This is a genomic window from Enterococcus sp. 2STP, assembly GCF_032465635.1.
GTDB classification, from domain to species: domain Bacteria; phylum Bacillota; class Bacilli; order Lactobacillales; family Enterococcaceae; genus Enterococcus_B; species Enterococcus_B lactis.
Genome location: NZ_JAWDJH010000019.1, coordinates 148,408 through 174,847, shown reverse-complemented (window position 1 = coordinate 174,847; position 26,440 = coordinate 148,408). Strand labels below are relative to the sequence as shown.

General features: G+C 38.3%; 24 protein-coding genes, 1 tRNA gene and 1 pseudogene. 20 read left to right on the top strand and 6 right to left on the bottom strand.

The genetic code is table 11. The annotated features are described in order from the left end of the window. Nucleotides 1-141: 141 nt before the first annotated feature. Complete coding sequence (locus RWU19_RS08505) at nucleotides 142-2,076, bottom strand: ABC-F family ATP-binding cassette domain-containing protein (RefSeq protein WP_070769788.1); 1,935 nt, start codon at nucleotides 2,074-2,076, stop codon at nucleotides 142-144. A 225-nt stretch (nucleotides 2,077-2,301) separates the two neighbouring features. Here RWU19_RS08505 and RWU19_RS08500 point away from each other — a divergent pair, with 225 nt between their 5' ends. Further along, nucleotides 2,302-2,958, top strand: coding sequence for a redox-sensing transcriptional repressor Rex (locus tag RWU19_RS08500; protein WP_002287746.1), 657 nt, complete (start codon nucleotides 2,302-2,304; stop codon nucleotides 2,956-2,958). Between the two features lie 73 nt (nucleotides 2,959-3,031). Here RWU19_RS08500 and RWU19_RS08495 read toward each other — a convergent pair whose 3' ends face one another. Next, nucleotides 3,032-3,385 carry a thioredoxin family protein gene (locus RWU19_RS08495; RefSeq protein WP_002308437.1) on the bottom strand — a complete coding sequence of 118 codons (354 nt, stop codon included), beginning with the start codon at nucleotides 3,383-3,385 and terminating at the stop codon, nucleotides 3,032-3,034. Between the two features lie 192 nt (nucleotides 3,386-3,577). On the opposite strand from RWU19_RS08495, the gene RWU19_RS08490 reads away from it, so the two are divergent. The 3 genes from RWU19_RS08490 to RWU19_RS08480 all read left to right on the top strand — a co-directional run bounded on the left by RWU19_RS08490 (nucleotide 3,578) and on the right by RWU19_RS08480 (nucleotide 6,400). Next, a complete protein-coding gene (locus tag RWU19_RS08490; RefSeq protein WP_123837929.1) occupies nucleotides 3,578-4,507 on the top strand; it encodes a permease in 930 nt (309 codons plus the stop codon). A gap of 10 nt (nucleotides 4,508-4,517) precedes the next feature. Further along, on the top strand, nucleotides 4,518-5,360 hold the full coding sequence (locus RWU19_RS08485) for a TIGR03943 family putative permease subunit (RefSeq protein WP_123837928.1): 843 nt from the start codon (nucleotides 4,518-4,520) through the stop codon (nucleotides 5,358-5,360). Between the two features lie 263 nt (nucleotides 5,361-5,623). Further along, complete coding sequence (locus RWU19_RS08480) at nucleotides 5,624-6,400, top strand: LytR/AlgR family response regulator transcription factor (RefSeq protein WP_002320245.1); 777 nt, start codon at nucleotides 5,624-5,626, stop codon at nucleotides 6,398-6,400. 260 nt (nucleotides 6,401-6,660) lie between these two features. On the opposite strand, the gene RWU19_RS08475 is transcribed toward RWU19_RS08480, so the two are convergent. Beyond that, the gene (locus RWU19_RS08475; protein WP_002290881.1) at nucleotides 6,661-7,140 is read right to left on the bottom strand and encodes a threonine/serine exporter family protein; all 480 of its coding nucleotides are present in this window, start codon (nucleotides 7,138-7,140) and stop codon (nucleotides 6,661-6,663) included. Between the two features lie 15 nt (nucleotides 7,141-7,155). Continuing rightward, nucleotides 7,156-7,908 carry a threonine/serine exporter family protein gene (locus tag RWU19_RS08470; RefSeq protein WP_123837927.1) on the bottom strand — a complete coding sequence of 251 codons (753 nt, stop codon included), beginning with the start codon at nucleotides 7,906-7,908 and terminating at the stop codon, nucleotides 7,156-7,158. 116 nt (nucleotides 7,909-8,024) lie between these two features. Here RWU19_RS08470 and RWU19_RS08465 point away from each other — a divergent pair. The 7 genes from RWU19_RS08465 (at nucleotide 8,025) to RWU19_RS08435 (ending at nucleotide 11,988) form a co-directional block, all read left to right on the top strand. Next, nucleotides 8,025-8,095, top strand: a tRNA-Gly gene (locus RWU19_RS08465). A gap of 364 nt (nucleotides 8,096-8,459) precedes the next feature. Next, entirely contained in the window at nucleotides 8,460-9,185 is a 726-nt protein-coding gene (locus RWU19_RS08460; protein WP_002290883.1) for a DNA/RNA non-specific endonuclease, read from the top strand. Nucleotides 9,186-9,438: 253 nt separating this feature from the next. Further along, on the top strand, nucleotides 9,439-9,705 hold the full coding sequence (locus RWU19_RS08455) for an IreB family regulatory phosphoprotein (RefSeq protein ID WP_002290885.1): 267 nt from the start codon (nucleotides 9,439-9,441) through the stop codon (nucleotides 9,703-9,705). Then, nucleotides 9,702-10,133, top strand: a complete 432-nt coding sequence (gene ruvX / locus RWU19_RS08450; protein WP_002290886.1) for a Holliday junction resolvase RuvX — start codon at nucleotides 9,702-9,704, stop codon at nucleotides 10,131-10,133. The genes RWU19_RS08455 and ruvX overlap by 4 nt, the downstream gene beginning before the upstream one ends. A 25-nt stretch (nucleotides 10,134-10,158) precedes the next feature. Next, nucleotides 10,159-10,464 carry a DUF1292 domain-containing protein gene (locus RWU19_RS08445; protein WP_002308458.1) on the top strand — a complete coding sequence of 102 codons (306 nt, stop codon included), beginning with the start codon at nucleotides 10,159-10,161 and terminating at the stop codon, nucleotides 10,462-10,464. 189 nt (nucleotides 10,465-10,653) lie between these two features. Further along, complete coding sequence (locus tag RWU19_RS08440; protein ID WP_002320248.1) at nucleotides 10,654-11,490, top strand: sulfite exporter TauE/SafE family protein; 837 nt, start codon at nucleotides 10,654-10,656, stop codon at nucleotides 11,488-11,490. A gap of 63 nt (nucleotides 11,491-11,553) precedes the next feature. Continuing rightward, nucleotides 11,554-11,988 carry a GNAT family N-acetyltransferase gene (locus RWU19_RS08435; RefSeq protein WP_002290890.1) on the top strand — a complete coding sequence of 145 codons (435 nt, stop codon included), beginning with the start codon at nucleotides 11,554-11,556 and terminating at the stop codon, nucleotides 11,986-11,988. Between the two features lie 60 nt (nucleotides 11,989-12,048). Here RWU19_RS08435 and RWU19_RS08430 read toward each other — a convergent pair whose 3' ends face one another. Together RWU19_RS08430 and RWU19_RS08425 are read right to left on the bottom strand one after the other, a co-directional pair. Further along, entirely contained in the window at nucleotides 12,049-13,371 is a 1,323-nt protein-coding gene (locus RWU19_RS08430) for a 2-hydroxycarboxylate transporter family protein (protein ID WP_002308483.1), read from the bottom strand. A gap of 153 nt (nucleotides 13,372-13,524) precedes the next feature. Continuing rightward, nucleotides 13,525-15,165, bottom strand: coding sequence for a malolactic enzyme (locus tag RWU19_RS08425; RefSeq protein ID WP_123837926.1), 1,641 nt, complete (start codon nucleotides 15,163-15,165; stop codon nucleotides 13,525-13,527). Nucleotides 15,166-15,492: 327 nt separating this feature from the next. On the opposite strand from RWU19_RS08425, the gene RWU19_RS08420 reads away from it, so the two are divergent. The 9 genes and pseudogenes from RWU19_RS08420 (at nucleotide 15,493) to RWU19_RS08380 (ending at nucleotide 26,434) form a co-directional block, all read left to right on the top strand. Then, nucleotides 15,493-15,963 (top strand): DUF4809 family protein, encoded by a 471-nt coding sequence (locus RWU19_RS08420; RefSeq protein ID WP_123837925.1) that lies wholly within the window; start codon nucleotides 15,493-15,495, stop codon nucleotides 15,961-15,963. 221 nt (nucleotides 15,964-16,184) lie between these two features. Beyond that, entirely contained in the window at nucleotides 16,185-17,288 is a 1,104-nt protein-coding gene (locus tag RWU19_RS08415; protein WP_002314634.1) for an alpha-hydroxy-acid oxidizing protein, read from the top strand. Between the two features lie 283 nt (nucleotides 17,289-17,571). Continuing rightward, complete coding sequence (locus RWU19_RS08410; protein ID WP_002318581.1) at nucleotides 17,572-18,252, top strand: WxL domain-containing protein; 681 nt, start codon at nucleotides 17,572-17,574, stop codon at nucleotides 18,250-18,252. Nucleotides 18,253-18,342: 90 nt separating this feature from the next. Next, nucleotides 18,343-19,380 (top strand): DUF916 and DUF3324 domain-containing protein, encoded by a 1,038-nt coding sequence (locus RWU19_RS08405; protein WP_123837924.1) that lies wholly within the window; start codon nucleotides 18,343-18,345, stop codon nucleotides 19,378-19,380. A gap of 10 nt (nucleotides 19,381-19,390) precedes the next feature. After that, entirely contained in the window at nucleotides 19,391-19,726 is a 336-nt protein-coding gene (locus tag RWU19_RS08400) for a hypothetical protein (protein ID WP_025478385.1), read from the top strand. Next, nucleotides 19,710-22,190, top strand: a complete 2,481-nt coding sequence (locus RWU19_RS08395) for a WxL domain-containing protein (protein ID WP_123837923.1) — start codon at nucleotides 19,710-19,712, stop codon at nucleotides 22,188-22,190. The genes RWU19_RS08400 and RWU19_RS08395 overlap by 17 nt, the downstream gene beginning before the upstream one ends. A gap of 55 nt (nucleotides 22,191-22,245) precedes the next feature. Further along, nucleotides 22,246-23,805: a helix-turn-helix domain-containing protein gene (locus tag RWU19_RS08390; protein ID WP_123837922.1), complete on the top strand. Its 1,560-nt coding sequence runs from the start codon at nucleotides 22,246-22,248 to the stop codon at nucleotides 23,803-23,805. Then, nucleotides 23,802-25,166: pseudogene (locus RWU19_RS08385) on the top strand (NAD(P)/FAD-dependent oxidoreductase). The gene RWU19_RS08390 and the pseudogene RWU19_RS08385 overlap by 4 nt, the downstream one beginning before the upstream one ends. Nucleotides 25,167-25,363: 197 nt before the next feature. Continuing rightward, a complete protein-coding gene (locus tag RWU19_RS08380) occupies nucleotides 25,364-26,434 on the top strand; it encodes an ABC transporter permease (RefSeq protein WP_123837920.1) in 1,071 nt (356 codons plus the stop codon). Nucleotides 26,435-26,440 lie beyond the last annotated feature (6 nt).

The window sequence follows — 26,440 nt, the reverse complement described above, 5'->3', positions numbered from 1 at the left end:
AATAATTGTGCCGGAAAATTATTGTTTATTTTGTCAGTAGAGAAAAATAGTAAGAAAAAAGAGAACGGTTTCGCTATGTTTCTGCATAAAAAAGAAAGAGGCTACGACAACAGGGCTGTCACAACCTCTTTCCATTGGCTTTTAATTCTCGTATTCTTCTAATTCCAAGCTTAGTTCTTCCCATTCCGACAATTTTGTTTCTTGATCTTGTCTAGCTGATTCTAAAGCTTGGTTCAGCTCATTGAGTTTTACGTGATCTTCCAGATTTTCTGGTGCGACCATTTCTTGTTCCAACCGATCGATCCATTCATCGATCCGCGTCATTTCTTCTTCAATCTGAGTGATTTTTCGTTGAAGGCTACGGATAAGCTTTTGCTGTTCTTTGCTCTGGTAATAATCGGATTTATTCGTAGGAGCAGGAGCGGATTCTGGCTCATCTTGTGCCAATAATTCGGCGATTTCTTCTTCTTCCTGTTTCTTCTCTAAATAATAATCATAGTCTCCAAGATAGACTTTACTGCCATTTTCAGAGAGTTCGACGACTTTTGTCGCGATCCGATTGATGAAATATCGGTCATGGGAAACAAAAAGCAGTGTGCCATCGTAATCGATCAATGCATTTTCTAATACTTCTTTGTTGTCAATATCTAAATGGTTTGTTGGTTCATCCAAAATCAAAAAATTTTCTTTGTTCATCGCTAGCTTGGCTAAAGCAACCCGTGCTTTTTCACCGCCGCTTAGCAGAGGGATTGGTTTTTCTACATCTTCGCCAGAAAATAAGAAAGCACCTAAAGCACTTCGAATGTCTTTTTCTGGAGTGGTAGGATGCTCATCCCACAATTCTGCTAGAATCGTCTTGTTTGTATGCAGATCAGCTTGCCCTTGATCATAATAGCCGATGGTGACATTTGTACCTAGCGTTTCTTTGCCACGGATAAAAGGGATCTGGTGGATGATCGATTTCAGCAACGTCGATTTTCCGATACCATTCGGACCTACTAGAGCAATCGCTTCTTGTCGGCGGATATCCAAATTGATTGGTTCAGATAAGGTGACATCATCATATCCGATAGCGGCATCTTCGATTTGCAAGACAACATTTCCAGAAGGTTTTTCTATACTGAAAAGAAAGTTTGCTTGTTTCTCATCCCCTTGAGGACGATCCAGACGTTCCATTTTTTCTAATGTCTTTCTGCGACTTTGCGCCCGTTTAGTGGTAGAGGCACGAACAAGATTCCGAGCAACGAAGTCTTCTAATTTGTGGATCTCTGTCTGCTGCTTTTCATAAGCCTTCCATTCACTTGTCAGCTGTTCTGCTTTCAAGTCTAGATACTTCGAGTAGTTGCCTTTGTAATGGCGCATTTTTCTTCTGCTTAGTTCATAAACTTCATTGACTACTTTGTCTAAGAAATAACGGTCATGTGAAACAATCAGTAATGCACCCGTATAGCTTTGCAGATAATTTTCAAGCCAGGAAAGTGTCTCGATATCCAAGTGGTTCGTGGGTTCGTCTAGAATCAAAATGTCAGGGTGTTGCAAAAGCATGCGAGCTAAAGCTAAACGTGTACGCTGTCCACCTGATAAAGTATCGATTTTCTGGTCATAAAAGGAAGAATCGAATTTAAAACCATGCAATACGGAACGAATTTCATTTTCATAACCATAGCCGTTTCGATCCGAAAAATCGTGTTGCAGCCGATCATATTCTTTTAAATAAGAAGTATAAGCGGGTGTATCTGGCGTACCTTCGCTAATGAAAATCTCTAGTTCACGCATCCGCTGTTCCATTTGTCTAACTTGTTCAAAAGCTTTCAGCATCTCGTTCCACACTGTTTCATTGGAATCAAGTCCTGTGTCCTGAGCGAGGTATCCGAGAGTCGCTGTTTTATTTTTAGCAATCTTTCCATCATCTGGTGCTTCAATTCCAGCAATGATCTTCAATAAAGTCGATTTTCCAGCGCCATTTCTGCCAACTAAAGCGACACGAGCGCCTGTACTGATTTCTAAATGTATATTTTCAAATAAGACTTCTGCACCAAAATGGCGAGCAATCTGATTGGCTTGTAATAATATCATGGAATCCTCTTTTCTACTTTGTGAATTCTCCTCAAATAAAAAACTATTTTTCAATTAGTAGTCTACCATAAATTCCATCATACTGCGAGATTTGCAGAAATGATAAATAAATGAATAAAGAATAAAATTTCACAATATCTGAGCAATGGAATTGATTTTTTCCTATAAATACTGCTATGATGGAGAAATCAAAGATGTAATTAGACAATACGTGGAGGTCATTTCGTGAAAGATCATATTATTCCAAAGGCGACAGCTAAAAGACTGCCTTTGTATTATCGTTATTTAAGGATTTTAAATAATGCTGGAAAGAAAAAAGTGTCTTCAACTGAATTAAGTGAAGCCGTTCAAGTAGATAGCGCAACGATCCGTCGAGATTTTTCTTATTTTGGCGAATTAGGAAAACGTGGGTATGGGTATGATGTAGAAGATCTTATGCACTTTTTTGCGAAGACATTAAATGATGATCAATTGACAAATGTTGCGCTGATTGGTGTAGGGAACTTGGGAAGTGCTTTACTAAAATATAAATTCCATCAAAGTAATAGCATACGTATCAGTTGTGCTTTTGATGTGAATGAAGAAATTGTTGGACGCATCGTAGACGGTATCCCCGTTTATCCAATGGAAGATATGTCGGAACAAATCAAGATCCAGCAGATCGAAGTAGCGATTTTAACGATTCCCGCTGAAAGAGCGCAAGAAGTAGTCAATCAGTTAACGGAAGCAGGAATCAAAGGAATCTTGAACTTTACCGCTGCTCGATTGAATGCTCCGTCAGATGTATTGATCCAAAATGTTGATTTGACGAATGAATTGCAAACCTTGATCTATTTCTTGCATTCTGACGCAAATGCGCATTCCGAAAATACAGCAGAATAAAAATAAAAAGCGATTGAACAAATGAAGGCAAAACTTTCACTTGTTCAATCGCTTTTTTCTGTTTGGATAATGTTTATTCTGTTCGAAAGATTTCTTCATAAGAAAGAGAGTCATCTTCTGCTGTCAGTTCGTCTAGTAAATGCCGGATTTTTTTAAAGTCGATGAACCGCGCTTGTCGAAAGACCTCTTTTCCTTGATGAAAAATCAGAACAACTGGCGCAGTCAATACTTCAAATCTGCTAGCTACTTCTGGCGTTTCGAATGCATCCAAATGAAGTGCCGGAATATCATAATGGGTGAGCAGCTCCTCCAATCGTGGACGAACAGCGTGACAAACACTGCAATTAGGCATCGAAAGATAAACGATGGCAACGGATGATTGTTGCAGTATGTCTTGAACTTCAGACAAGTTAGTGGTTTGTTTCATTTTCATTCTCCCTTTTGTGATAGAAGTGATATGTACGAGACCTTAATTTAATGGGAATAATAGAAAAAGTCAATTGAAGTGCTTCGATAAAAAATAAGAGTTGTGTAAAAATTGACAGAGCAACTTGTTTTTTTTTGAATAAAAGCGTATATTTGCAAAGCGAATGAACTAGAAATGAAAAGGAGGAAACTCATGTTTTCTTTTATTCCCAATTCGGTTTTGCAGATGAGTACGATTTTCTTATCGATCGTTATCGAAGCATTACCCTTTGTACTATTAGGTTGTCTTATCTCAGGCGCCTTACAAGTATTTTTGACCCCAGAACGTGTGAAGCGATGGCTTCCTGAAAATCGTCTATTCTCTATTTTTACTGGTTCGATCTTAGGATTTTTCTTTCCATCATGTGAATGCGGCATCGTACCAATCGTTCATCAGTTTGTTAAAAAAGGCGTACCAGTCCACACAGCGTTTGCTTTTATGCTGACTGCTCCGATCATCAATCCAATCGTGATTTTTTCTACTTTTATCGCATTTGGCAATTCTTGGCAGATGGCAAGCTGGCGGGTGATAGGCAGCTTTTTTGTTGCCCTTGTGATTGGTGTCTGGCTTGCCTATTTTCAAAAAGACGCTGTATTGAAAGAAAAAATCTCCTCTAAAGTAGTAGAAGAACACCATCATCATGTCCATGAAGAAGAACACGGCGATAAGAATGAACCAAAAAATCGGCTGATCCATCAAACGGGGCATGTGCTGACACATTCAATCGATGAATTTTTTGATACAGGTCGTTATTTGATCATTGGTGGGTTAATCGCAGCTGCGATGCAGACTTATTTACCAACTAGAATGATGCTAACGCTCGGATCAACAAAGATTTTAGCCATCATTATCATGCTGTTATTAGCTTTTACGATGTCTCTTTGTTCAGAAGCAGATGCGTTTATCGGGTCTTCATTGTTAAGTCTGTTCGGCACAGCACCTGTAGCTGCCTTTTTGGTCTTTGGTCCAATGGTCGATATCAAAAATCTATTGATGATGAAACGATATTTTACAGGACGTTTTATTCTATCGCTGATCGGACTGATTGCCCTTAGCGTTGTTGGATTCACATTATTTATTTAGGAGGAAAAATATGCTGCGGTTTTTGATTTTATCTGGCTATTTCGAATTGATGATGTATTTGCAAGTCTCTGGCAAACTTGATCAATATATCAATGTCCACTATCGTTATTTAGCTATTCTTTCGATGATTTTATCCGCTCTTTTGGCTTTAGTTCAGCTGTATTTGTGGGTCAAAAACGGAAAAGCAGAGGAAGAGACGTACGAGCATGATCATGATCACGAGCATGGGTTATCGAAACCTTATCAACGTGGGATCGCTTATGTACTGCTAGCTTTGCCAGTGATCGTTGGTACGTTGTTTCCAACAGTTAGTCTGGATACTACGATCGTAGAAGCCAAAGGCTTTAATTTTCCGGTAAGCAAAGAATCAGTAGGGGACCCGGAGATGCAGACGCAATACCTAAAGCCAGATACAAGTATTTATTTCAACAAGTCAGACTACTTAGACCAAATGAATGAACTGAAAGAGAAGTATGGGGATAAGCAGACTATCGAGATCACAGATGAAAATTATTTAGAAGTCATGGAGCTGATCTATAATTACCCTAGCGAATTCATTGGCAAAAAAATCAGCTATGAAGGATTTGTTTACCAAACACCGAACGATAGCAATGCAGATGTCTTCTTGTTCCGATTCGGTATTATCCATTGTGTGGCAGATTCAGGAGTCTTTGGCTTGTTAACACATATGCCTGAAGGAGTAACGGTTAAAAATGATGAGTGGTATAAAATAGAAGGAACCATCCAATCGGACTATTATCAACCATTCAAGCGTGAAATTCCATCTGTAGTTGTGACAAACGCTGAGAAAGTCTCTGCTCCGAAAAATCAGTATGTGTATCGTTCTTTTTAAAAGAAAAAATAAATGAACATAGCTCAGACAGTTGACGTGTAAGGACGTCGGTTGTCTGGCTTTTTTTGTATGAGATATTTGGCTATTTGATATGTTTTGTAAAATGATATTTATTTTAGAAGTTGCATACTGAATGTAGTTAATAGCGGTTTCAAAGGTGTTGGAAAAGATTGTGAAGAGAATTACAATTTATTCCTAACATGTATGTTGAAAAGTTGTATGAAATGATTTTGATAGTAAAATATCGAGTGGAGGTACTTTGTATGATAACACGTATATTTATTTTGGATGACAGTTTGGTTTTTGAAAAAATGATAGAAGATATTTTGGAAGAATCCAGAAATTTACTGATTCCTTGGAATTTCGAGATAATCAAGGGATTGAACGTCATGCAGTTTGTTGAATTTGTCAAAAACAATGATATTCGTTCATCGGATATTTTTTTTCTTGATATCGATTTAAACGCTTATCACAGCGGGATTGAACTAGGAGAAATGCTTAGAGAAAAGAACGCGAAGTGTAAAATTGTTTATTTGACCTCTCATCCGAATAAAGCAATAGCTGTTATTAACCGAAATATTACGCCTAGCGGGTATTTGATAAAAGAATTCACTTATGAAAAAAATAAAAAAAACATCCAAAGTTACTTATTGAAAGAAAAAGAGAACGAGCCTGTTCAACAAGCGAACAAAAAAAAGTGGACGTCTGTTCGTTATGGCAATAGCGATCATTATATCCATTACGATGAGATTCTTTATCTAATGAGCATGCCAGGTTATAAAAATAAGATAGGCTTGGTATTGAAAGACGAAGAGACACTCATAAACGGTACAATAAAAAAATATAAAAAAACACTGGAATATGAGTATTTATGTAAAGATTTAAAAGCCTACATCATTAATACTGAAAACATTGCATCTATTAGCCGAGTAAATGAAGTAGTAACGTTTACGAATGGAGAACAACTAGAGATGGGTAAGAGAAGTATTGATAAACTAAAGAAATTTATTCAAGAAAAGATAAGGAATGAATCATTTTAAAAAATTAAAAATAAAGGATCATATCTCACTTTTTAGTAAACAGACTTAAGTTAATCATGCAAGTTTCTTTTTCCATTTTGTTTGCTAATACTCAGACCAAGACGCTGATCTCACCAATTCTACTAAACAGTGTTCCAGAAGTAGCTTCTTCGAAAAATAAGATAGGATTCACAAAAATTTAAGAAACCATTTTCGTGAATCCTGTCTTATTTCGTGAAGCTAATCACTTCTGTCATAACCTTTTCTTTGTTACACTTCGTTTATTTAAAAAGCCGTTTTTTTCGTTTCAACATGATGGCATCACGCTTTACTTTGAAGTTGCGGATGTTATGGTTAAAGACTTCCGATAATACGAGACCTAAAGCAATTGCTCCAGCTATCATGATTGCTTGGACCGCATAATGAGCTGCTTCTTGATAGGATTCAGTAACGAGATTCCGAACCGCTTGATAAGCCAAACCACCCGGAACTAAAGGAACCATCCCAGGAATATTGAAAATCGTTACAGGCATTCTCAAACGCTTAGAGAAAAGATCACTGATGAATGCGACTCCTAAAGAGCCAAGCAATGACCCGAAAGCAGCAGATCCGCCCATTTGAACACAGATCCAGTAGATCATCCAGCCGAAAGCACCAGAAAGACCACAACAAATCAATGAACGCCTAGGGACATTTGTAACAATGGCAAATGCCGCAGTCGCTAAAAAACTAAAAGAAAATTGAATAAATATCGTGCCCATACTCGTGCTCCTTTCTTAATAAAAAAGCTGGAAAATAAAAGCAATCGCAAAACCAATCATCGTAGCAGTCATCATCGCTTCTGTTCCGCGAGAAACCCCTGACACATAATGACCAGCTAGCAAATCACGGATAGCATTCGTAATTTGAACCCCAGGAACCAAAGGCATCACACATCCGATAATAATTAAATCCTGATTGCTTCCTAAGCCAAAACGAACACTGTAGATAGCAGCTATGCCAATCAATAAAGAAGATAAAAATTCCGATAAAAATTTGATTCTAAAAAATTTCAAACTATACAGATAAACTGCGTATCCCCATCCACCAATAATTAAAGTCACAGGCAAATCGGTCATCTTTCCGCCGAATAACACCATGATCGTTCCGCTGATAACTGCCGCACTAACGATCTGCAACCAGACAGGAAAGAACGAACGGTCTCGGTCGATTGCCTGCAATTCACTGTATAGTTCTTCTAACGTTAGTTCTGAAGCAACAAACTTACGTGAAAGATCATTCACTTTTACTACTTTTTCTAAATTGATCGAACGGTTGGTAATTTGTTCCATTCGAATGGTCGAGGTACGATCAAGACCAATAAAGAGACCAGTCTGCGTGACATAGCTGACCAAACGGAAATTTCCAGAAGCTAAAGCAATTCGACTCATCGTATCTTCTACCCGATACATCTCTGCATTGCTTTCCATCATGATTTTCCCAGCGAGTAGACAAGTGTCTAGCAGCAGATCTAATTCTTTTCCCGTCATAGCATCTTCTCCAATAATTGATTGATTAGTTTTATTTTACTACAAAACATATCGGAAGCGTAAAGAATAAAAAAACTTGAGGAAGGAGTGAAAGAGGCGTATACTGTTTTTGTATCGCGGGTGTAGTTTAGTGGTAAAATCCCAGCTTCCCAAGCTGATGTCGCGGGTTCGATTCCCGTCACCCGCTTAAAAGAGGCTGTGAAAAAGCTGCCCTGCATCAAGTAATAAGAATAGTCAAGCAAAAAAGCTTCTTATGTTTTTGACTTGGTTGGACTTATTACCGCAGATGCAAGCTTTTGAACACTGTTTACCAAGAGGTCGTACAGAAGCCGTTTAGTTTTGAGTATTAAGAAAAATTTTTTGAATGATAATAAATACCTTGTAAATAGTGTTTTGTGATTGAGTAGAGACGATGAATCCGTCTCTTTTTTGTATTCTTAAGCCGTCTAAAAACTGGTTTTATTTTTTTACTGTTTCTATTTCTTTCCAGTATTTATTTATAGGGGAACATATGTTAAGATTTAGGGAGCTGTTAGTAAAGGAGTAAAGAAATGAGCAAAAAAACAACCAAGGCGATCGTGGGGATCGTCGCTGCTGTGATTGCAGGGGCACTCGGTATTTCCACCACACAAAAAGATTCAGATATCTTCCAACAAATTACAACCATTTTTGATTCCACACCGCAAGCTTCTCAAGTAGCGGATGTGCCAGAATATGATGGAAAACATCAAGAAATAGAAATCAATGGGAATCAGCCGGAGTTTACAAAAGAGGATCTTAGTCTTTCCAAAGGGACATGGGAAAGCTATTCAAATATAGACAAATTGAACAGAGTAGGACAAGCCAATGCGATGTTGGGAAAAGACTTGTTTCCTACTGAAAAGAGAGAACCTTTGTATATTGATCCGACAGGTTGGAAACAAAAGAAATTAAGTGACGGACAATGGTTATACAACCGCAGCCATTTGATTGGTTTCCAGTTGACTGGTCAAAATAATAACATTAAAAACTTAATGACAGGGACACGTTCGTTGAATGCTCCGTACATGCTTGCCCACGAAAATGATATTGCGGCATATATCAAGGAAACAAATCATCATGTACGCTATCGTGTCACTCCTCATTTCGAGGGAAATGAACTGGTAGCAAGAGGTGTGCAGTTGGAAGCAGAAAGCATTGAAGACAAAAAAATTGAATTCAATGTCTTTATCTACAATGTCCAAGATGGCTACACCATCAATTATGAGACAGGGCAAGCAACGAAAACGAAAAATTAGTAGCAGCAATTCGAATTTTTTATGAACTTTATGAAAAAATTGTGTAAAAACATACTTTCAAAGAAATATAGCGTATACTTTATGGAAAGAGGGCTTTTGAAAAAGCCACAGAAAAAAGGAAAAATCAGACAAATCGTGTTTCTTAATTTATTCAGAAGTTTGGAATATTTGTTTGTAGTTTTCCCTTTCTTCGAGTAAAATAAGGGTGTAGAAGGTAAGCTGGAATTACCTTGCGGGAAAGAGGTGTAGAATCATGGGTTTTACAGATGAAACCGTACGTTTTGGTTTTGACGATAGTCGCAAAAAAGAAGTGAGCGAAACATTAGCGATTGTTTATCGGGCTTTGGAAGAAAAAGGCTACAATCCAATCAATCAGATTGTCGGCTACTTGCTTTCTGGAGACCCGGCCTACATTCCTCGTTATCGTGATGCACGAAATTTGATTCGCCGTCACGAACGCGATGAAATCATGGAAGTAATTGTCAAAGACTACCTCTCAAATCATGGAGTGAATTTATGAGAGTAATGGGCTTGGATGTCGGTTCTAAGACAGTAGGCGTTGCTGTGAGCGATCCCTTTGGCTGGACAGCTCAAGGTGTAGAAATCATTCGAATCAATGAAGCAGAAGAAGAGTTTGGCTTTGATCGGTTGAAGGAATTAGTGGCGCAGTACGAAGTAGACCGTTTTGTAGTTGGATTACCTAAGAATATGAACAATTCCATCGGACCAAGGGCAGAAGCTTCCATGTCATATGGAGAGAAGATCAAAGAACTATTCTCCTTGCCGGTTGATTATCAAGATGAACGACTAACCACTGTTCAGGCAGAACGTATGCTAGTAGAGCAGGCAAATACTTCAAGAGCGAAACGAAAAAAAGTCATCGATAAATTAGCAGCTGTGATGATTTTACAAAATTATTTAGACGGCTCAGGTAAGCAATTATTTTAATAATAAAAAGAAAAGAGGTAATCTTATGACAGAACATAACCATTCCCACGAACACGAAGGACACGAACACATCACATTGGTGGATGACCAAGGAAATGAAACATTATACGAAATCTTGTTAACAGTTGACGGACAAGAAGAATTTGGACGTAACTATGTTCTTTTATATCCAGCTGGTGTTTCAGAAGATGAAGATGTAGAATTACAAGCTTATGCATACATCGAAAACGAAGATGGAACAGAAGGCGAGTTAGAACAAATCGAAACAGACGCAGAATGGGATATGATCGAAGAAGTATTCAATACATTCATGGCGGAAGAAGAAGAATAGAACAAAAGAATCGATAAGGTGTAAGAAAAGCTGGACTCTCTGAAAAGTAGAGCCCGGTTTTTTCGTTTAGCACTAAATTTCCTTAAAAAGTAGAAAAGCTTTCGAAGCCTTGTTTGTTTCTTTTACTGTATAATAAAAGAAAAGAGTAAAAATCGCTAAAAGATATAAACAAGAGAAAGGAAATACAAGATGATTGGTCTGATTTATTTTGTGGTGATCGTTCTGGCGAACACAGTTGGCGCTATTTCCGGGATGGGTGGAGGCGTGTTGATCAAACCGATTCTTGATCTTATCGGTGCCCATTCTGTTGCAGGGATTTCTTTTTACTCAACAGTTGCGGTATTCACGATGTCCATTGTTTCGACTGTGCGACAAGTATCAAGCGGGAAATCACTGAATTGGCAGATTGTCGGTTGGGTATCTAGTGGAGCTGTTGTTGGAGGAGTAGTCGGCAACATTGTATTCGAAGTTTTTTTACAGTTATTTGAAAACGAGAAGCATGTGCAGCTGATCCAAATTTTTTTGACGGTATTGACCTTGGTTTTTGCGTTCTTCTACACCAAGCATCATCAGCCAAAATTTCATTTGACGTCATGGACTTGGTACCTTATATGTGGGGTGGTTCTGGGCTTTTTAGCTAGTTTTTTAGGTATTGGTGGTGGACCAGTCAATGTTTCTTTGTTGATGCTGATGTTTGCATTGCCAATAAAAGAAGCAACACTATATTCTCTATCTACGATTTTCTTTTCTCAACTGGCAAAATTGGTAACGATTGCTTTAACAAGTAGCTTTATGCGCTTTGATTTATCTATGTTGTTTTATGTTATCCCCGCTGCTATCATTGGAGGTTTGTGGGGAGCAAGTTTTAGCAGGATTTTGTCTCCAAAAAAAGTGACCTTTATTTTTCAAGCGATTGTCATTGTGGTTCTTTTGATCAATCTTTACAATGCTTTCGTCATCTTGCAAACATTAGAAGGATCTGGATTCAAGCAAGTCAAAATCACTGAAAAGTCTTTTTTTAAATGAAAAAAGGAGTATACTATGATAAAAAAATTCATTTAAAAAAATAGAAATTGGCTGGTGATTTGGATGTTGCGGGAAATGCGTTTAGGAGATGCAGAAGCACTACGAGAAATCAATGCGGAACAATTAGGGTATGATGTACCATTAACCGTTACGGTGAGACAAATGAAGAAACTGTTGAAGGAGCCAGAAAAAAATTTTTTCTTGGTTTATGAAGATCCTACTTCTAAAAAAGCAGCTGGCTATGTACAAGCGGAGTCCTATGAATCGATTTTCAGCGATCCGATGTTCAATATTATGGCACTTGCTGTGTCTAAACATGCTGAAAAAAGAGGAATCGGAAAGGCCTTGATGACTGGCGTAGAAGAAGAAGCGAAAAGACGAGGAATATCAGCAATAAGACTTAATTCTGCAGAATACAGAGTAGAAGCACACCGATTTTATGAACGCATCGGTTATCATTCCGATAAAATGCAAAAAAGATTTTTGAAAATCCTGTAAATTTTTATCAAAAAATACCTGATCATCAAGCCGATACTTGATGATCAGGTATTTTTTTGACTAAGAAAGTAATTGCATCAAGAAACCTGAGATGATCAAAACGATGGCACCACCAAGCCGATTGCCCATTTGAGCAAAAGCAATAAGTTCCATCCGATTAGCTGCAGATAAGACAGCTACATTTCCTGTACCACCCATCGAGTTGTTGCATAAGCCAGCAGTAATAGTTGATTCGATTGGATATAAACCAAACAAACGACCGACAAATCCTGAAACTACTGAAATCGCGATAACACTTGTCAAACATAAGACAACAAATTGCCATGTCAAAGCAGAAGCCAATACATTTAGATTCAATAACGCAATACCGATACCGGCAAGAACAGCTGCTGTCAAGTTTTTGACAATCAAGTTGTTGAACATGATAGCTGCATCTTCGTAATATTCTGGTAATAGGTTTGCGATTTTACAGATAACAACGATAATGATCATGAATGCGTAAGCATGGACTTTAGGAACAAAATAGTTACCGATTTGTCCTAAGATGAAGAAAGTCAATGATACCATCAAACCGACACCTAATTGTGGAATGGAAGGTTTTACATTTCTAGGTTTTCCATCGCCAAGGTCGCCTTTTTCCATTAATTTACCATTACCGTTGAATTTTGGCATTGATTGTCCCGCACGAGCAACTAACGCTGCACCAATGATAGCTAGGACATTTGTCATTGCTGTAGCAGGAATCAGGCGGGAAATGATAGAAGAAGCGTCCGTACCTAAAACATTTGCATAAATCGTTGATAAAGGTACAGCTCCGGCTCCAACACCACCAGCCATTGCGGGCAATGAGATATATAAAACGGAATTTGCAAAACCATTTCCGATAAGCATACCTACGAGTCCTACGGCAAAAAAGGAGACGACCATTGAAATAAGTGCAACGGGAATAAAACGAACAGAAGCTTTCATCAATAGATTACGGTTCATACCAAGGATGCTACCAGTAATCAAGGCAGCAATATAAAAGTCTAAAAAGCCCATATTGCTGACAAAGTTTTCTGTGGATTTTACTACATACTCAGGTAAGATCCCAAATGTAGCAATCGCGGCAGAGGCAAAGATCGCAAAAACGGAGCCACCACCTAAATAACTTTTGACGATAGGGATTTTTGTTCCGATAAAATGAAATAAATTACCGAAAATGACCAAAACAGCGATTGGGCCAATCATATTCGTCGGTAATTTTCCTAAAGCCATTGCAATGATCAGGACAAGGACCATGATCAAATAAAGGGGCAAACTTACGCCGGTAATTTTTGTTGACCAAAACCCTTCTTTTTTCTTTTCCTCAACTGCAGTTGCAGTTGTTGTTTTTTGTGCCATTTTTACAGATCCTTTCTTATTCTGTATCGTATGAAAAAAGCCAAAGAGAAGCGGCAAAAGAGCAGTAGTTGGCTGGCTGCTGTTTTGCCGCAGTCGCTTTTTTCTTTTTAGACGTCATACAAAGTTTCTGTATGTTCTTTTACTATAACAATCTTAATCTTCTAAAGATTTATATTCAGGAACCCATTTAGCAGATTCAACAGCTTCTTTGATATCCGTGATTTCTTCACGATTCAATTTTTGTGCAACAACTGATTTTGCGACAGTTTCAGCAATCGTTTGAGAGAATTCAGTGATTTTTGCTACTGGAGGCAAGATAGCTGCTCCTGGTTTTGTTACATCAACGATTCCGCCTAATGCTCGACTAGCTTGAGAAATGATTTCAGCATTTACTCGTGTAGCTGTTGAAGCAATCAAACCAAGCCCTAAACCTGGGTACATCAACGCATTATTTGCTTGACCGATTTGGTAAGTTACACCGTTATATTCCACATCAGCAGCAGGGATACCTGTTCCAACTAAAGCTTTTCCGTCCGTCCATTCAATCAAATCTTTTGCTTTTGCTTCTGCCAATTTTGTTGGATTAGACAAAGGCATGATGATTGGACGTGGGGTATGAGCCGCCATTTCTTTCACGATTTCTTCAGTGAATGCTCCAGGTTGGGTAGAAGTACCGATCATGATCGTTGGATGGATTGCTTTTACAACTGCTTCTAAGTTTGTCAATTCATCAGCATTAGTGAATTCTGAGCGTTTACGAGCGAATGGGATTTGACCAGGAGTCAACCCTTTTGTATCTTCAAACAATAAACCCTGTTTATCTACTTGATAGAAATGTTGGCGTGCTTCTTCTTCAGGTACACCTTGACGGATCATTTCATCTAAAAGGATGTTTGCGATACCTACACCAGCAGTACCAGCACCAAATGTCAAGATTGTTTGATTTTTCAATTGCTCACCTGATATATTCAATCCACCTAATACACCAGCTAGTACAACGATTCCTGTGCCTTGGATATCATCATTGAAAGTAGTGATTTTATCTTCGTATTTTTCTAAAATCGTTGCAGCATTTCCTCGTCCAAAATCTTCCCAATGTAATAACAATTCTGGGAATAATTCAGTAGCTGATTGAACGAATTGATCAATGAATTCGTAGTAAGTTTCGCCTTCTACACGAGCATGACGATTCCCTAAGTATAATGGATTATTCAATAATTCTTCGTTATTAGTACCAGCGTCAATCGATACAGGCAAGACTTGTGCAGGATTGATACCAGCCGCAGCAGTGTAGACCATCAATTTACCGATAGCGATGTCAACACCGTTCACACCCCAGTCACCCATACCTAAGATTCCTTCTGCATCTGTCACAACGATCAAACGAATGTCGCGTCCATCTGCTGCGTTTTTCAAACTTGCTTTGATATTTTCTGGTTCGTCGATTGAAAGAAATGCAGCATCTTGTGGTTTCAAGAAAATTTCGTTGTATTGTTCGATTGAATCCGCAACGACAGGATCATAAACGACAGGCATGAATTCAACTAAATGTTCGCCCATCAATTTATAAAACAATGTCCGGTTCGTATTGAATAGATTCATTAAGAAGATACGTTTTTCCAAATCGGTCTGTTTGCTTAAGTATTGACCGTAAGCTTGGACAGATTGTTGTTCCAATGTTTGGACAGTACTTGGAAGCATACCAGTGATTCCGTATTTTGCCCGTTCTTCTTTTGTAAAAGCTGTTCCTTTATTTAGAAAAGGATTATTTAATAAGTTTAACCCTGTAAGCATGAATGATTCCTCCTAAGTTTTAATACAAACGAAGTATAGGAGTCAGATGAGGATATAGTCAAAAAGAGCAGGTATAATAAATTTTATTTATATGAGTAATAGAGTCAAAAGAAATCAAAATAGCGGTATTTGTTCTTTTTATATCAACAATCCTTGCTTGATTACTATGCGTATCTCTTATATGCTAAAGAAAGAAAAGTAGAAGAATAAAAGATATGTTAATAAATAGAATCTCTGAAGAATAAATCACGTGATCGTGACGATAAAGTTCACTTACGTCAGGTGATAAAAAATACATAAGTAGAAAACTAAGAGGAGGATCAGAAAATGAAAGAAGTTCAATTGATCAAAAAAAGCGAACTATCAGAAGGTGGTTGCAATGCATGCGGCGTAGTAGAAGCAACAAGCTATACATTAAAGCTTGGTGCCAACAAAGCGATAATCTCTGAGTTGACAGTAGGCGGTCTTGTGGACAGTCTGGCGCTTGCTGAAGGTTTTATTGGAGAAGATATTTATGAGATGTTTTCAGAAATCCGTCAGTTAAAAAAAGGGGAAAACTGCATAGAGGTTCATCATGAGAGCCCGAATGTGAGATTCAAACGTGGTGATAATGAGATGATCTTCAATAATCATGTGTCCGATCACACCGAGCTATATGGAATCGTGAATCAAATACTAACTGAGCTTTTTGGATTGGGACCTTATGCGTTCAAGGAAGAAAACGGTAATCCAAAATTAAACGAAGAATGGCAAGAAACGATTGAAACACAAAGAAACAACCCGCACTTATTTCAATAGGCATCCACAGTATTTCGTAAAAGGGACTTTGACACGACTTTTGTCAAAGTCCCATCGTTTTTTATCTATTTGTGTTCTAAACATTTCTTTCAGAGTAGTAACAACTGGAATGACTGAAATGTAAACAGATTATTTGCCTGTATCAATACGGAAGAGTAATATAAAATGTGTAAACGCTATCATATTATTCATTCAATTTTTTATAGAGGGAAGGCATTGAAATGGAAAAAACGTATCAAGCAGGTACAAATGAAGGAATAGTGGATTTTATCAATATGGAAGATTTAGAAATAGCCGCTTCACAAGTGATTCCAGCTGGTGGTTATGGTTACATCAGCAGTGGTGCTGGCGACTTATTTACTTATCAAGAAAATGAACGGGCATTCAATCATCAGCTGATTATTCCTCATGTATTAAGAGATGTAGAATTACCCGATACAACTACACATTTTGACGAAGAAACGCTGACTGCACCAATCATCATGGCACCAGTTGCTGCTCATGGCTTAGCTCATGTGAAGGCGGAAAAAGCTTCTGCAAAAGGTGTAGCAGATTTTGGGACGATCTATACAGCAAGTTCTTACGCTTCTTGTACATTAGAAGAGATAAGAGAAGCAGGCGGGGAGAAAGCACCGCAATGGTTTCAATTTTATATGAGCAAAGATGATGGGATCAATTTGGATATTCTTGAAGTGGCCAAGCGTAATGGAGCAAAAGCAATCGTATTGACAGCGGATGCAACAGTTGGCGGAAACCGTGAAACAGACCGCAGAAATGGGTTTACCTTCCCACTGCCAATGCCGATCGTTCAGGCTTATCAATCAGGAGTAGGCCAAACGATGGATGCTGTGTACAAATCTTCCAAACAGAAGCTTAGTCCAAAAGATGTAGAATTTATTGCTGCTCATTCTGATTTGCCAGTCTATGTGAAAGGTGTCCAGTCAGAAGAAGATGTCTATCGTTCATTAGAATCTGGTGCTGGCGGAATCTGGGTATCTAATCATGGCGGCCGTCAACTAGATGGTGGTCCAGCAGCGTTTGATTCGTTGCAATATGTGGCAGAAGCAGTAGATAAACGTGTACCAATCGTGTTTGACAGCGGTGTACGACGCGGTCAGCATGTTTTCAAAGCAATCGCATCAGGTGCAGATCTTGTTGCTATTGGCAGACCCGTTATTTATGGATTGTCTTTAGGAGGAAGCACAGGAGTCCGTCAAGTGTTTGATTTCTTTAAAACAGAATTGGAAATGGTCATGCAATTAGCTGGAACACAAACAGTAGAAGATATCAAAAAAATAAAATTGCGTGAGAATCGTTTTATTTAAGATACAAATGACGAAAACAATAGGAGTGCGGCAGTTGATGCCGTACTCCTATTTGTATGGGTCAGAGAAGCATTAATAGAATAAGTTGAAATGAAAAAAAGAAAATTGAAATGTTTTTTCATACTTAATAAAAAAATAAGAATATTCATGTAAACGATTTTATTGCTTTTTTCTCTTTTATACAAAAAGGGTCAGAATTTCAAGTAAGCGGATGAATTCATGAGGATTTTTTGCATGCTGTCTCTACTATACTTAGGTCACTAAGAAAAAGGAGTGATTTATTATGAAAAAGAACATGATTGGGACATTATTACTTTCAACACTTCTTCTAGGCGGCTTGGCAACCCCAGCTTTTGCTGAAGGTCAAGCAACTTCAAAAGGAGATATTACCTTTACTGAGCCAACAAATACTGTCGTACCCCTTGATCCTACTGATCCTTCTAAACCAGTAGAGCCGGCAGATCCGGAAAATCCAGGAACTGGCCAGACAGGTCCTTTAACGCTGGATGTAGTTCCCGAATTGCCGTTTGGTACACACGAGATTGAAAGCGGAACAAAAACATATCAAATAGACGCTTCAAAAAATGATACACCTTATCTTCAAGTATCAGATCGTCGAGGTGTAGGTGCAGACGGGCAAGCGCAAGGATGGAACGTGACAGTTTCGGTTTCAGATTTTGTAAACGGTTCACAAGTTTTGCAAGGGGCTGAATTGGATTTTGGGACATCCACTGTGAAAAGTACCTCAGATAACGAAGCCACTGCACCAACTAGTCAAGCTGTGACTGGATTAAGTAAAGCAAGTGCAGCGACACCAATATTTACAGCAGCAAAAGACCAAGGTCTAGGAACATGGCTTTCTGTTTATGATCCAGCAAATATCACGCTGAAAGTACCTAAAGCAGCAGCTGGAACATTCACGGCTGATTTGACTTGGAACCTCGTGGCTGGCCCAGTAGCATAGAATATGAAATGAATTCAACAAACTGCGGTGAAAATACTATGGGTGAAGAATCTTTTTACCGCAGTTGTTGTTGAAAGGATGTGGTGGACAATGAATCAAAGTAAACGACTGTTTGTTTCGTTTTTTTCTATTTTAAGTCTATTTTTCATTTTTCCGTCAATCAGTCAAGCAGAGGATTCAGCAGGAGACTTTGGGATCAAACCGGTATTTCCAGAGAATCAAATAGATAAAGCAATCGGTTATTTTGATTTATTAGTGGCACCGGAACAAAATCAGACACTGGAAGTAATTATCAGCAATTCTTTAGATCAAGAACGAACATTTGAGGTCTCTGTTAATCCGGCGGTAACGAGTGATGGTGGAACGATCGATTATAGTCAAAAAAATCCAACGCTAGATGGGACCTTGCCGTTTGATGTCCGTGACGTTTTGACCGTTGCCAAAAAGGAAGTCAATGTACCAGCGCATGCTGAAACAACTGTACCTGTAGAAGTAAAAATCCCAGCTAAAAGCTTTAAGGGACGTGTATTAGCGGGTATTCATGTTTCACCTAAAGAAGAAGCTGAAACAGAAAATGCTACAGAAGGTGCACAAATAAAAAATCGTATTGCTTATAATCTCGCAGTCGTTTTACAAGAAAGTCAAGAGACGATAGAACCGGATCTGAAACTTTTATCAGGAGATTTGAACGAGGTCAATGCAAAGCCCACTGTCCAGCTTCGTTTCCAAAATCCTCAGCCTACGATTATCAGCAATTTGATATTTACGAGCAAGATCTATTATGAAAATCAGCTTTATATTGAAAATACGTCTAATGCATTTTTAGTTGCACCAAATTCGAATTTTCACTTGAATCTTGATTTAGCTGGTGATAAAGCAAAAGCCGGCGATTACCGCGCAGAAATCATAGCAAAATCAGGTGACAGTAATGAATGGCGATTTACACAAAACTTTACGATCAAAAAAGAAAAAGCACAGAAAGTAAATGAAAATTCCGTTTTTGAAGTACAAGAACAATCTTTCCCATGGCTTTATGCAGGATTGGTTGTTGCAGTTCTAGTGTTACTGTTGATTTTGCTGTTTTTATGGATCCACAAGAAAAAGAAAAAAGGAGAAACAATACGATGAGGTGATTTCGTTGAAAACATCAATCTTATTAGGAGGGATTATTGCAAGTTTGCTGTTCTTCAGCTGGCAAGAGCCAGTCCAAGCAGATACCAAAAGTTCAGGCACGATTACATTTTATGATCTAAGTCCAGTTCCGCATCCAAGTGGTTCAGTCAATGGCGCATCAAAACAGCAGACACAGCCATCGATTTATAAAGAAGCTAATCAACATGGCGTATTCCCGGAGACGAATGAACAAAGGATCCGTGTTCTTTATTTGATTATTGGTATAGAATTATGGCTTCTTGCGTGGTTGTTGTTATGGAGAAGAAAGGAAAAGGAGGATGAACATGTTGCTACAAAATAAATTTACATTTTTTCGCTCCTTCTTTTTTACTTCGCTTTTTGTTTTAAGTATATTTATCTTTTCACCTTCGGCAGAAGCTGTTGGAGCAACGCCTCCTACCATTTCTTATGATCCGTACACATACGAAAACATCGTACCTCCAAATGGTGGACGTAGTGCAGTGAATGGCGGGAAGCTTGTCCAACTAACTGGGGCTAACCAGTTGCCTAAATTGACTGCTACTTATTTGAACGATGGTTCAAATGATCCTTGGAAAGGTGGCACGGTCCGTTTTCATTGGGAAAGCCATGTGAAACTAACAAATGTACTTGATTTGGTGAATATCACTGCGCAAGGTTTTGCCTTCGTTGCAATCATCAATTTACCGGAACATGTATCAAGCAGTGATGTATTAAAAGCAATTGACTGGAACAACGCCTACTTGTATATTGCCGGTGCCCCCATCAAGGTTACTAGCGGAAGTTTATTATCAGCAGGAAGCCATACTTTACGTTTCGGGATGGGTTCATGGGATACAAATACTCTCCTGCCAGATATCATCGCTATTATTACGCGAGGCGAGTTCAATGTTGACGATGTCCCGCTTCAATTTGATATTACAGCTAATGTCGCGAAGATGACAGAAAACGGAGATAAATATGATACGAGTCCAAACAAAATTTTGACCAAAGGTAAATTACAACCTTCTATATCTAAAAAAGCTATTTTTTCTGTTGATTTTTATGACTCGAATAATATTATTCAAGATCGTATGTTCAATTCGATCTTAGCTCCAGCTGCAGGTAGATTTTATCCTAAATTAACTGGTGGAAAATTGAATCCAGGAGCGTATGCATTTTCTGCAAGTGCAGAGATAAATACGTGGAATAGTTACATTTCACCAAGTGATTCAACAGGAAAATATAATACATTTGCTGATACTACAGAATACGTGGATGGGAATAACCAGAACCTTCCAGGCTCAACCAATAATCGAACACTAACGATGGGGTTGACTGAAGGATGTTTTGATCAATTACCGTCTACTCGCTTTGAACGTGTAGTCAATTATTTTACAGGGAAAAACGTCACACAAGGAGCAACACTGACTCATACTCCAGCAGGCACAAGTGGATTGAATCAGTCAACCAATATCGTATATAGCGGGAAAGATGCGCAAGGTGGATTGCTTTCTCCCGTTGCTTTAAAGGTATTGGAGCAGTACAAGCTAGACGGTACGGTTCTACCAACAAACTTAACAGCCGATAGTCAGTGGGGAAAGCTCCTTTCTCCTGCGCCGTACCAAGTCACGGCCAATTGGTCAGCAACTGAATTAAAAACGGGGTCAATCCATTACAGGCTTTATTCGAAAGGAACCCAAAAATTAGCGGCAGGGTGGACAGATCAACTTTTCCAAACGATCTCATCAAATAATGGCGGCACAACTACAGCTACTGCTACACTACCTGCATTGGCTTCAGGGCAATATTATTTTGATTATCGCTTGGTGGACGATGTACTTACTAACCTGTATCCTTCTTTTGCGTACAAATGGCAGTCTGAACAAGCGGGAATCACCACTCTTCCCCAAATAACAGTGGCTAATTTTCCATCAGTGAGTGCAGACAGCCAGCTAAAAAATCTTAGCAGACAACCGGATGAAGGAACTCCCTTATCTGCACTATCAGGGGATACGATACAAGAAAATGTGACATTCACGTTGACAAAATCTGGGGATGCGATCACCGACAAAAAAATCACGATCTCACTTCCAGAAAATACTACTTATATCAATGGTACCTTAAAATTAAATGGTACAACTGTCGCAGATACCGGCGTTCAACAAGGAGTATCTGTCCCAGCAGATTTATTGAGCAAAGTCGGCGATACTATTCATCTTACTTACAACTATCAATTAAATACTGTAGATACTTCTGTGCAATCTGTCAGCATACCGACAAAGGCAGCTGTACTTTCTAGCAATCTTACATTAGCAGATGGTGTTAAGCTTCCTAATCCAGTTGTCCAAACATCTTCCAAAACAATTCTTGTCCCCAAACAAGAATTGACATTAGTTGATGTACCAGATGATTTTACATTTGGCAACGATCTCCCCAAACCGTTGAAGACAAGTTATTATGAAGCAAAAGGCGATTTTTCTTTTGATGTACGGGATACTCGGCTTCCAAGCACGTCTCCTTGGCAACTGACAGGTACATTGACTTCTTCATTTAAGAATGATCAAGGTCAAGAATTAAGCGGAACAAAATTGTACTTTAATCATGCTGGATCAAAGCAATTGATCCAACAAGGACAAAACACGATGATTTATCAAAGTGATGGCACAGCTAAAGGAGAGGTTCTCGTTGACTTTCCCGATACCGATGGTTTACTCTTAGAGGTAAATAGCAGTACGAACGCTCAACCTGGCGTAAGGTATCAAGGCACGATCACATGGGAACTGTCAGCTGGGCCAATCAGCTAAGTGATCAGAATTTGTATGGATCTGTGACAACTGTCGCAGATCCTCTTTTTCAAGGATGAGAAGGAAACTTCTGCTGTTAAAATCAGAAATGCTTGGAGGAGTGGACTTGGAACTTTTCAGTTTGCTTGAAAAAAATGAACAACGGCAAATCAAACTTTTTCAACTTTTATTAGAGGAAAAAGGAGAAATCTCTGTTAATGCCGTACTTGCCCGCTTATCAATCGATCGGTCTACCTTGAAAGAAGATTTATTTTATTTACAAGCTAGCTTGGAAAACATCGAACAACTGGAAATCGTTATCCAAGAAGGAAATATTTTATTGATCAGACATGGCAATATAGCAGCTATCGATGTTTATTATCATTGCTACTTGCGCTATTCTACAAAATATCAAATCCTTCTTTATCTGTTAGAATATGGCTCATTTGATCGGCAGAAACTTGTCATGGAACTTAATATCAGTTCGGCTACTTTGTCGCGTAGAGTGAAGGAATTAAATGATTCTTTAAAAGAGTTTCATTTGAAAATAAAAAGCGGGCGTTTGACTGGCCCAGAAAATCAAATCCGCTATTTCTATTTTCAATTATTCTGGTTTGGTCGCCCCTACCTTGAAAATAAAAAAGAATACAGCGATTTATCAGGAAACACTTTTTTAGATCTGCTACAAAAAGAGTTCAGTTTTGCCATTACAGAAGAAGGACGACTGAAATTTGAAATATGGCTTTCCATTATGAAGAAACGGATGCGCTGTACGAAAAAAGCCAAACCAGATTATAGTAATCTTCCTGTTGGATTGTTTCAAACGACACAATTTTTATTGGAGCTCCATACATTTTTGACCCGTTATTTCTTTCAATATGCCTTTCCTTGGGACCAAAACGAAACGTTGGTTTTTTATCTTTTCATGATCAGTAACTTTACATTAGATACACATAATTCACATGTTCAGGAATTTTTGATAAGCGAAAAATACAAAGATGACGTAGTGGCTCAATTGAATCGAACGTTTAAACAATCGATAGAAGAATATTTTTCTTTCTATGTTTTTCCAGAAGAGATTTCGCAAAAGATTGCGTTGACAGTGATGCAAAATCACGCTCATTTTGCCTATTTTAGAGGATGGATGAATATTTTTGGTCAAGAAGGATTGAAACAACGGTTAACTGAAGTAGAAGATAAACAATTCCTTGTTTTATGTGAAAGGCTGGTCAGACAAACATTTGCTATTGTGGATTTTACTGAAGCAGACGAGGAAAATGCCCGTTTTGAATTATTTGCTCGCTATGCATCTATTTTACGAACGCTAATCAAGCAATTGGAATTGCGTTTGCAAATTGCTTATGATCTTCCGTACGAAAGGCTAATGGCGGATATCGTGAAAGAAATCATTCAAGAACAGTTGTTGAATACGATCAAATATGATTTAGTGGAATACGAGAAAGACAAGCAATATGATGTTATTTTGACTAGCCAATTGAAAGAATACCCGTCACAGAAGTCCGCTAAAGTTTTTGTATTTACGAGTAATGAATTTAACTATGATTTTCCCTATTTGAACCAATTTTTAAAAGAATGCTATTTAGAAAAATTGAATTTAAGGATGAATAAAACATGAAAATCGTGATCATTGGTGCTTCCCATGCAGGCATCACCGCTGCCCTAAATCTACGCAAACTTCAACCGGAGGCAGAAGTTCTGTTGATCGATGAAAATCACAAAGATGGATTAGGCTATGTTTAAAATGGGATCAATCTTTATTTAAAAGGAAAGATACATAGTTTAGCTGAAGCTGCAAACAACGAGCGGACTCTTCAAGCAAGTGGTGCAAAACTGATCACCGAATGGAGAGTAACTGAACTTGATCCAGACAAGCATCAGCTCATCCTCACTTCTGAGGAAGGAAAAAAAGAACCCCTAACCTATGATAAACTAATCGTGGCAACAGGTTCATCTCCTGCTACTTTATATAAACAAATTGAAGCTGAAAATGTCTACACCTATAAAAATCTAGTGCAATCTAAACAAGTACTTGCCGCTTTGAAAGAAGCAAAAGAAGTAGTGATTTTTGGTGCTGGTTATATTGGGTTAGAATTAGCAGATGCTTTGAGAAATAAGGGACATATGATTCATTTAGTTGATTACATGCCGAATGTTTTATCAAGATATTTCGATAAAGATATGATTGGCAGTTTTCAAAATCAGCTGAAAACCAAGCAAATCAACTTTCATCCAAATGAATTTTTGATTGATTGGAAAAAATCAGGAGAAGAAGTAGTATCCGTACAACTTTTGTCTCAAACACTGAAGGCAGATATCGTCATTTTTTCTGCTCAAACTCGTCCAAATACGTCATTGTTAAAAGACAAAGTGGCATTGTATGAGGACGACACTGTGATGGTCAATGAATACCTGCAGACAAGTGATTCGGATATCTATGCGATTGGCGATATCGTTCCAGTCAGTTTTGACAAGAATGAACGGCATCTCTTTTTGCCCTTAGTTACTCGAGCTGTACATATGGCGAGAGCGGTAGCGTTGACTTTGTGCGAGCAGCCGACTGCTTATGATCTCAAACAAAAGATAACAGCAACGGTCATTACCGATTACTTTTTAGGAACTGTTGGGTTGACAGAAGACGAAGCACCATTTTTGGAACAAAGTGCCTGTTCTTGTTCAGGAGAGTTTGACCTATTTCCACAATACTATGAAGAAAATAAAACAGTAAATGCAAAACTGATCTATCATCCAGATACATTAGAAATCATTGGCGGACAGCTGATAAGCCAAGAATTTTTATTATCAGATTTGAACTTGCTTGCTGATATCGTGAAACAAAAAACCACGATTCCACAGTTAGCAGTTGAAAACTTTGGATTTTTGGCTGAATATACCCCACGTTTTCACTATCTCAATGAGTTAGCTTTTAAAGTACTAGCTAAGAGAGCAAATCGCAATAGAGTAGAAAAAAGACCGTGAGAAACATCACGGTCTTTTATTATGTGAAATGCTATTTTTATAATAAAAAAACTGAAAAACACTAACTAAAAAGCGTTTAGACATCATAAGGAGAGATAATAAAAAAGCGAAAATGTATTTTGAGCATAATATTCGCCAAAAATTTATCAAGTGATAAAATTATTGTATAAAATAATTATTTCAAGAGGAGGAATTAAATGTTTTTAGCATTAAATGAAATTATGCATTCAAAGTTACGTTACGCATTAGTTGCAGGGGTGATGTTTTTAATCGCCTACTTGGTATTTTTTTTGACCGGGTTAGCTTATGGCTTAGCTCAAGACAATCGAACGGCGGTTGACAAGTGGGAGGCAGATTCGATCGTTCTTTCAAAAGATGCAAATTCAAATCTAGGGATGTCCATGATTACTAAGAAGACCGCAGAAGAAGTCGAAGGTGGGAAAGTGGCGTATCTTGCCCAAACACCTGGAGTCGTGACTAGTAAAGACAGTACAGAAGAAGGAAAAATCAATGTTAGCTTCTTTGGTATCGATAAAGATCAGTTCATCATGCCGAATCTTGTTGAAGGAAAAGCTTTTAATAACGATGATGAGGCAATAGGCGATAGTAGCCTGAAGGAAGAATATGGTCTAGCCGTAGGAGATACGGTTAAGTTATCTGGTAGTGATAAGACGTTTAAACTAACTGGTTTTACGGATCATGCCAAGTTTAATGTTTCACCGGTTCTTTATACGACCATCAATGCTTACCAACAAATCCGTTTCGAAAAAGAAGACACAAGTGAGAATGCACGGATCAATGCAATAGTTGTCAGAGGAAAAATCAACGATTTACCTGAAGACTTGGAACAGATCAAAATTTCTAAATTCATCAATGAATTACCTGGATACAATGCACAAGTATTGACTTTTGGGTTTATGATTGGCTTTTTGATTGTTATTGCAGCTATCGTGATCGGGATTTTTATTTATGTACTGACGATGCAAAAAATCAATATCTTTGGTGTAATGAAAGCCCAAGGAATCACGGGAGGATTTATTGCACGCTCTGTAGTGGCACAAACATTCATTTTATCCTTTGTTGGTATTCTTCTTGGTCTAGTGGGAACAGTGGGAACATCTCTAGTTCTACCTGATGCGGTTCCATTCCAAAGCAATTGGCTATTTTTTGGCGTCATTAGCTTGTTGATGTTGGTAGTGGCTGTGTTAGGCGCACTATTTTCTGTTCGGACGATCGTGAAAATCGATCCGCTGAAGGCCATTGGATAAGAAGGA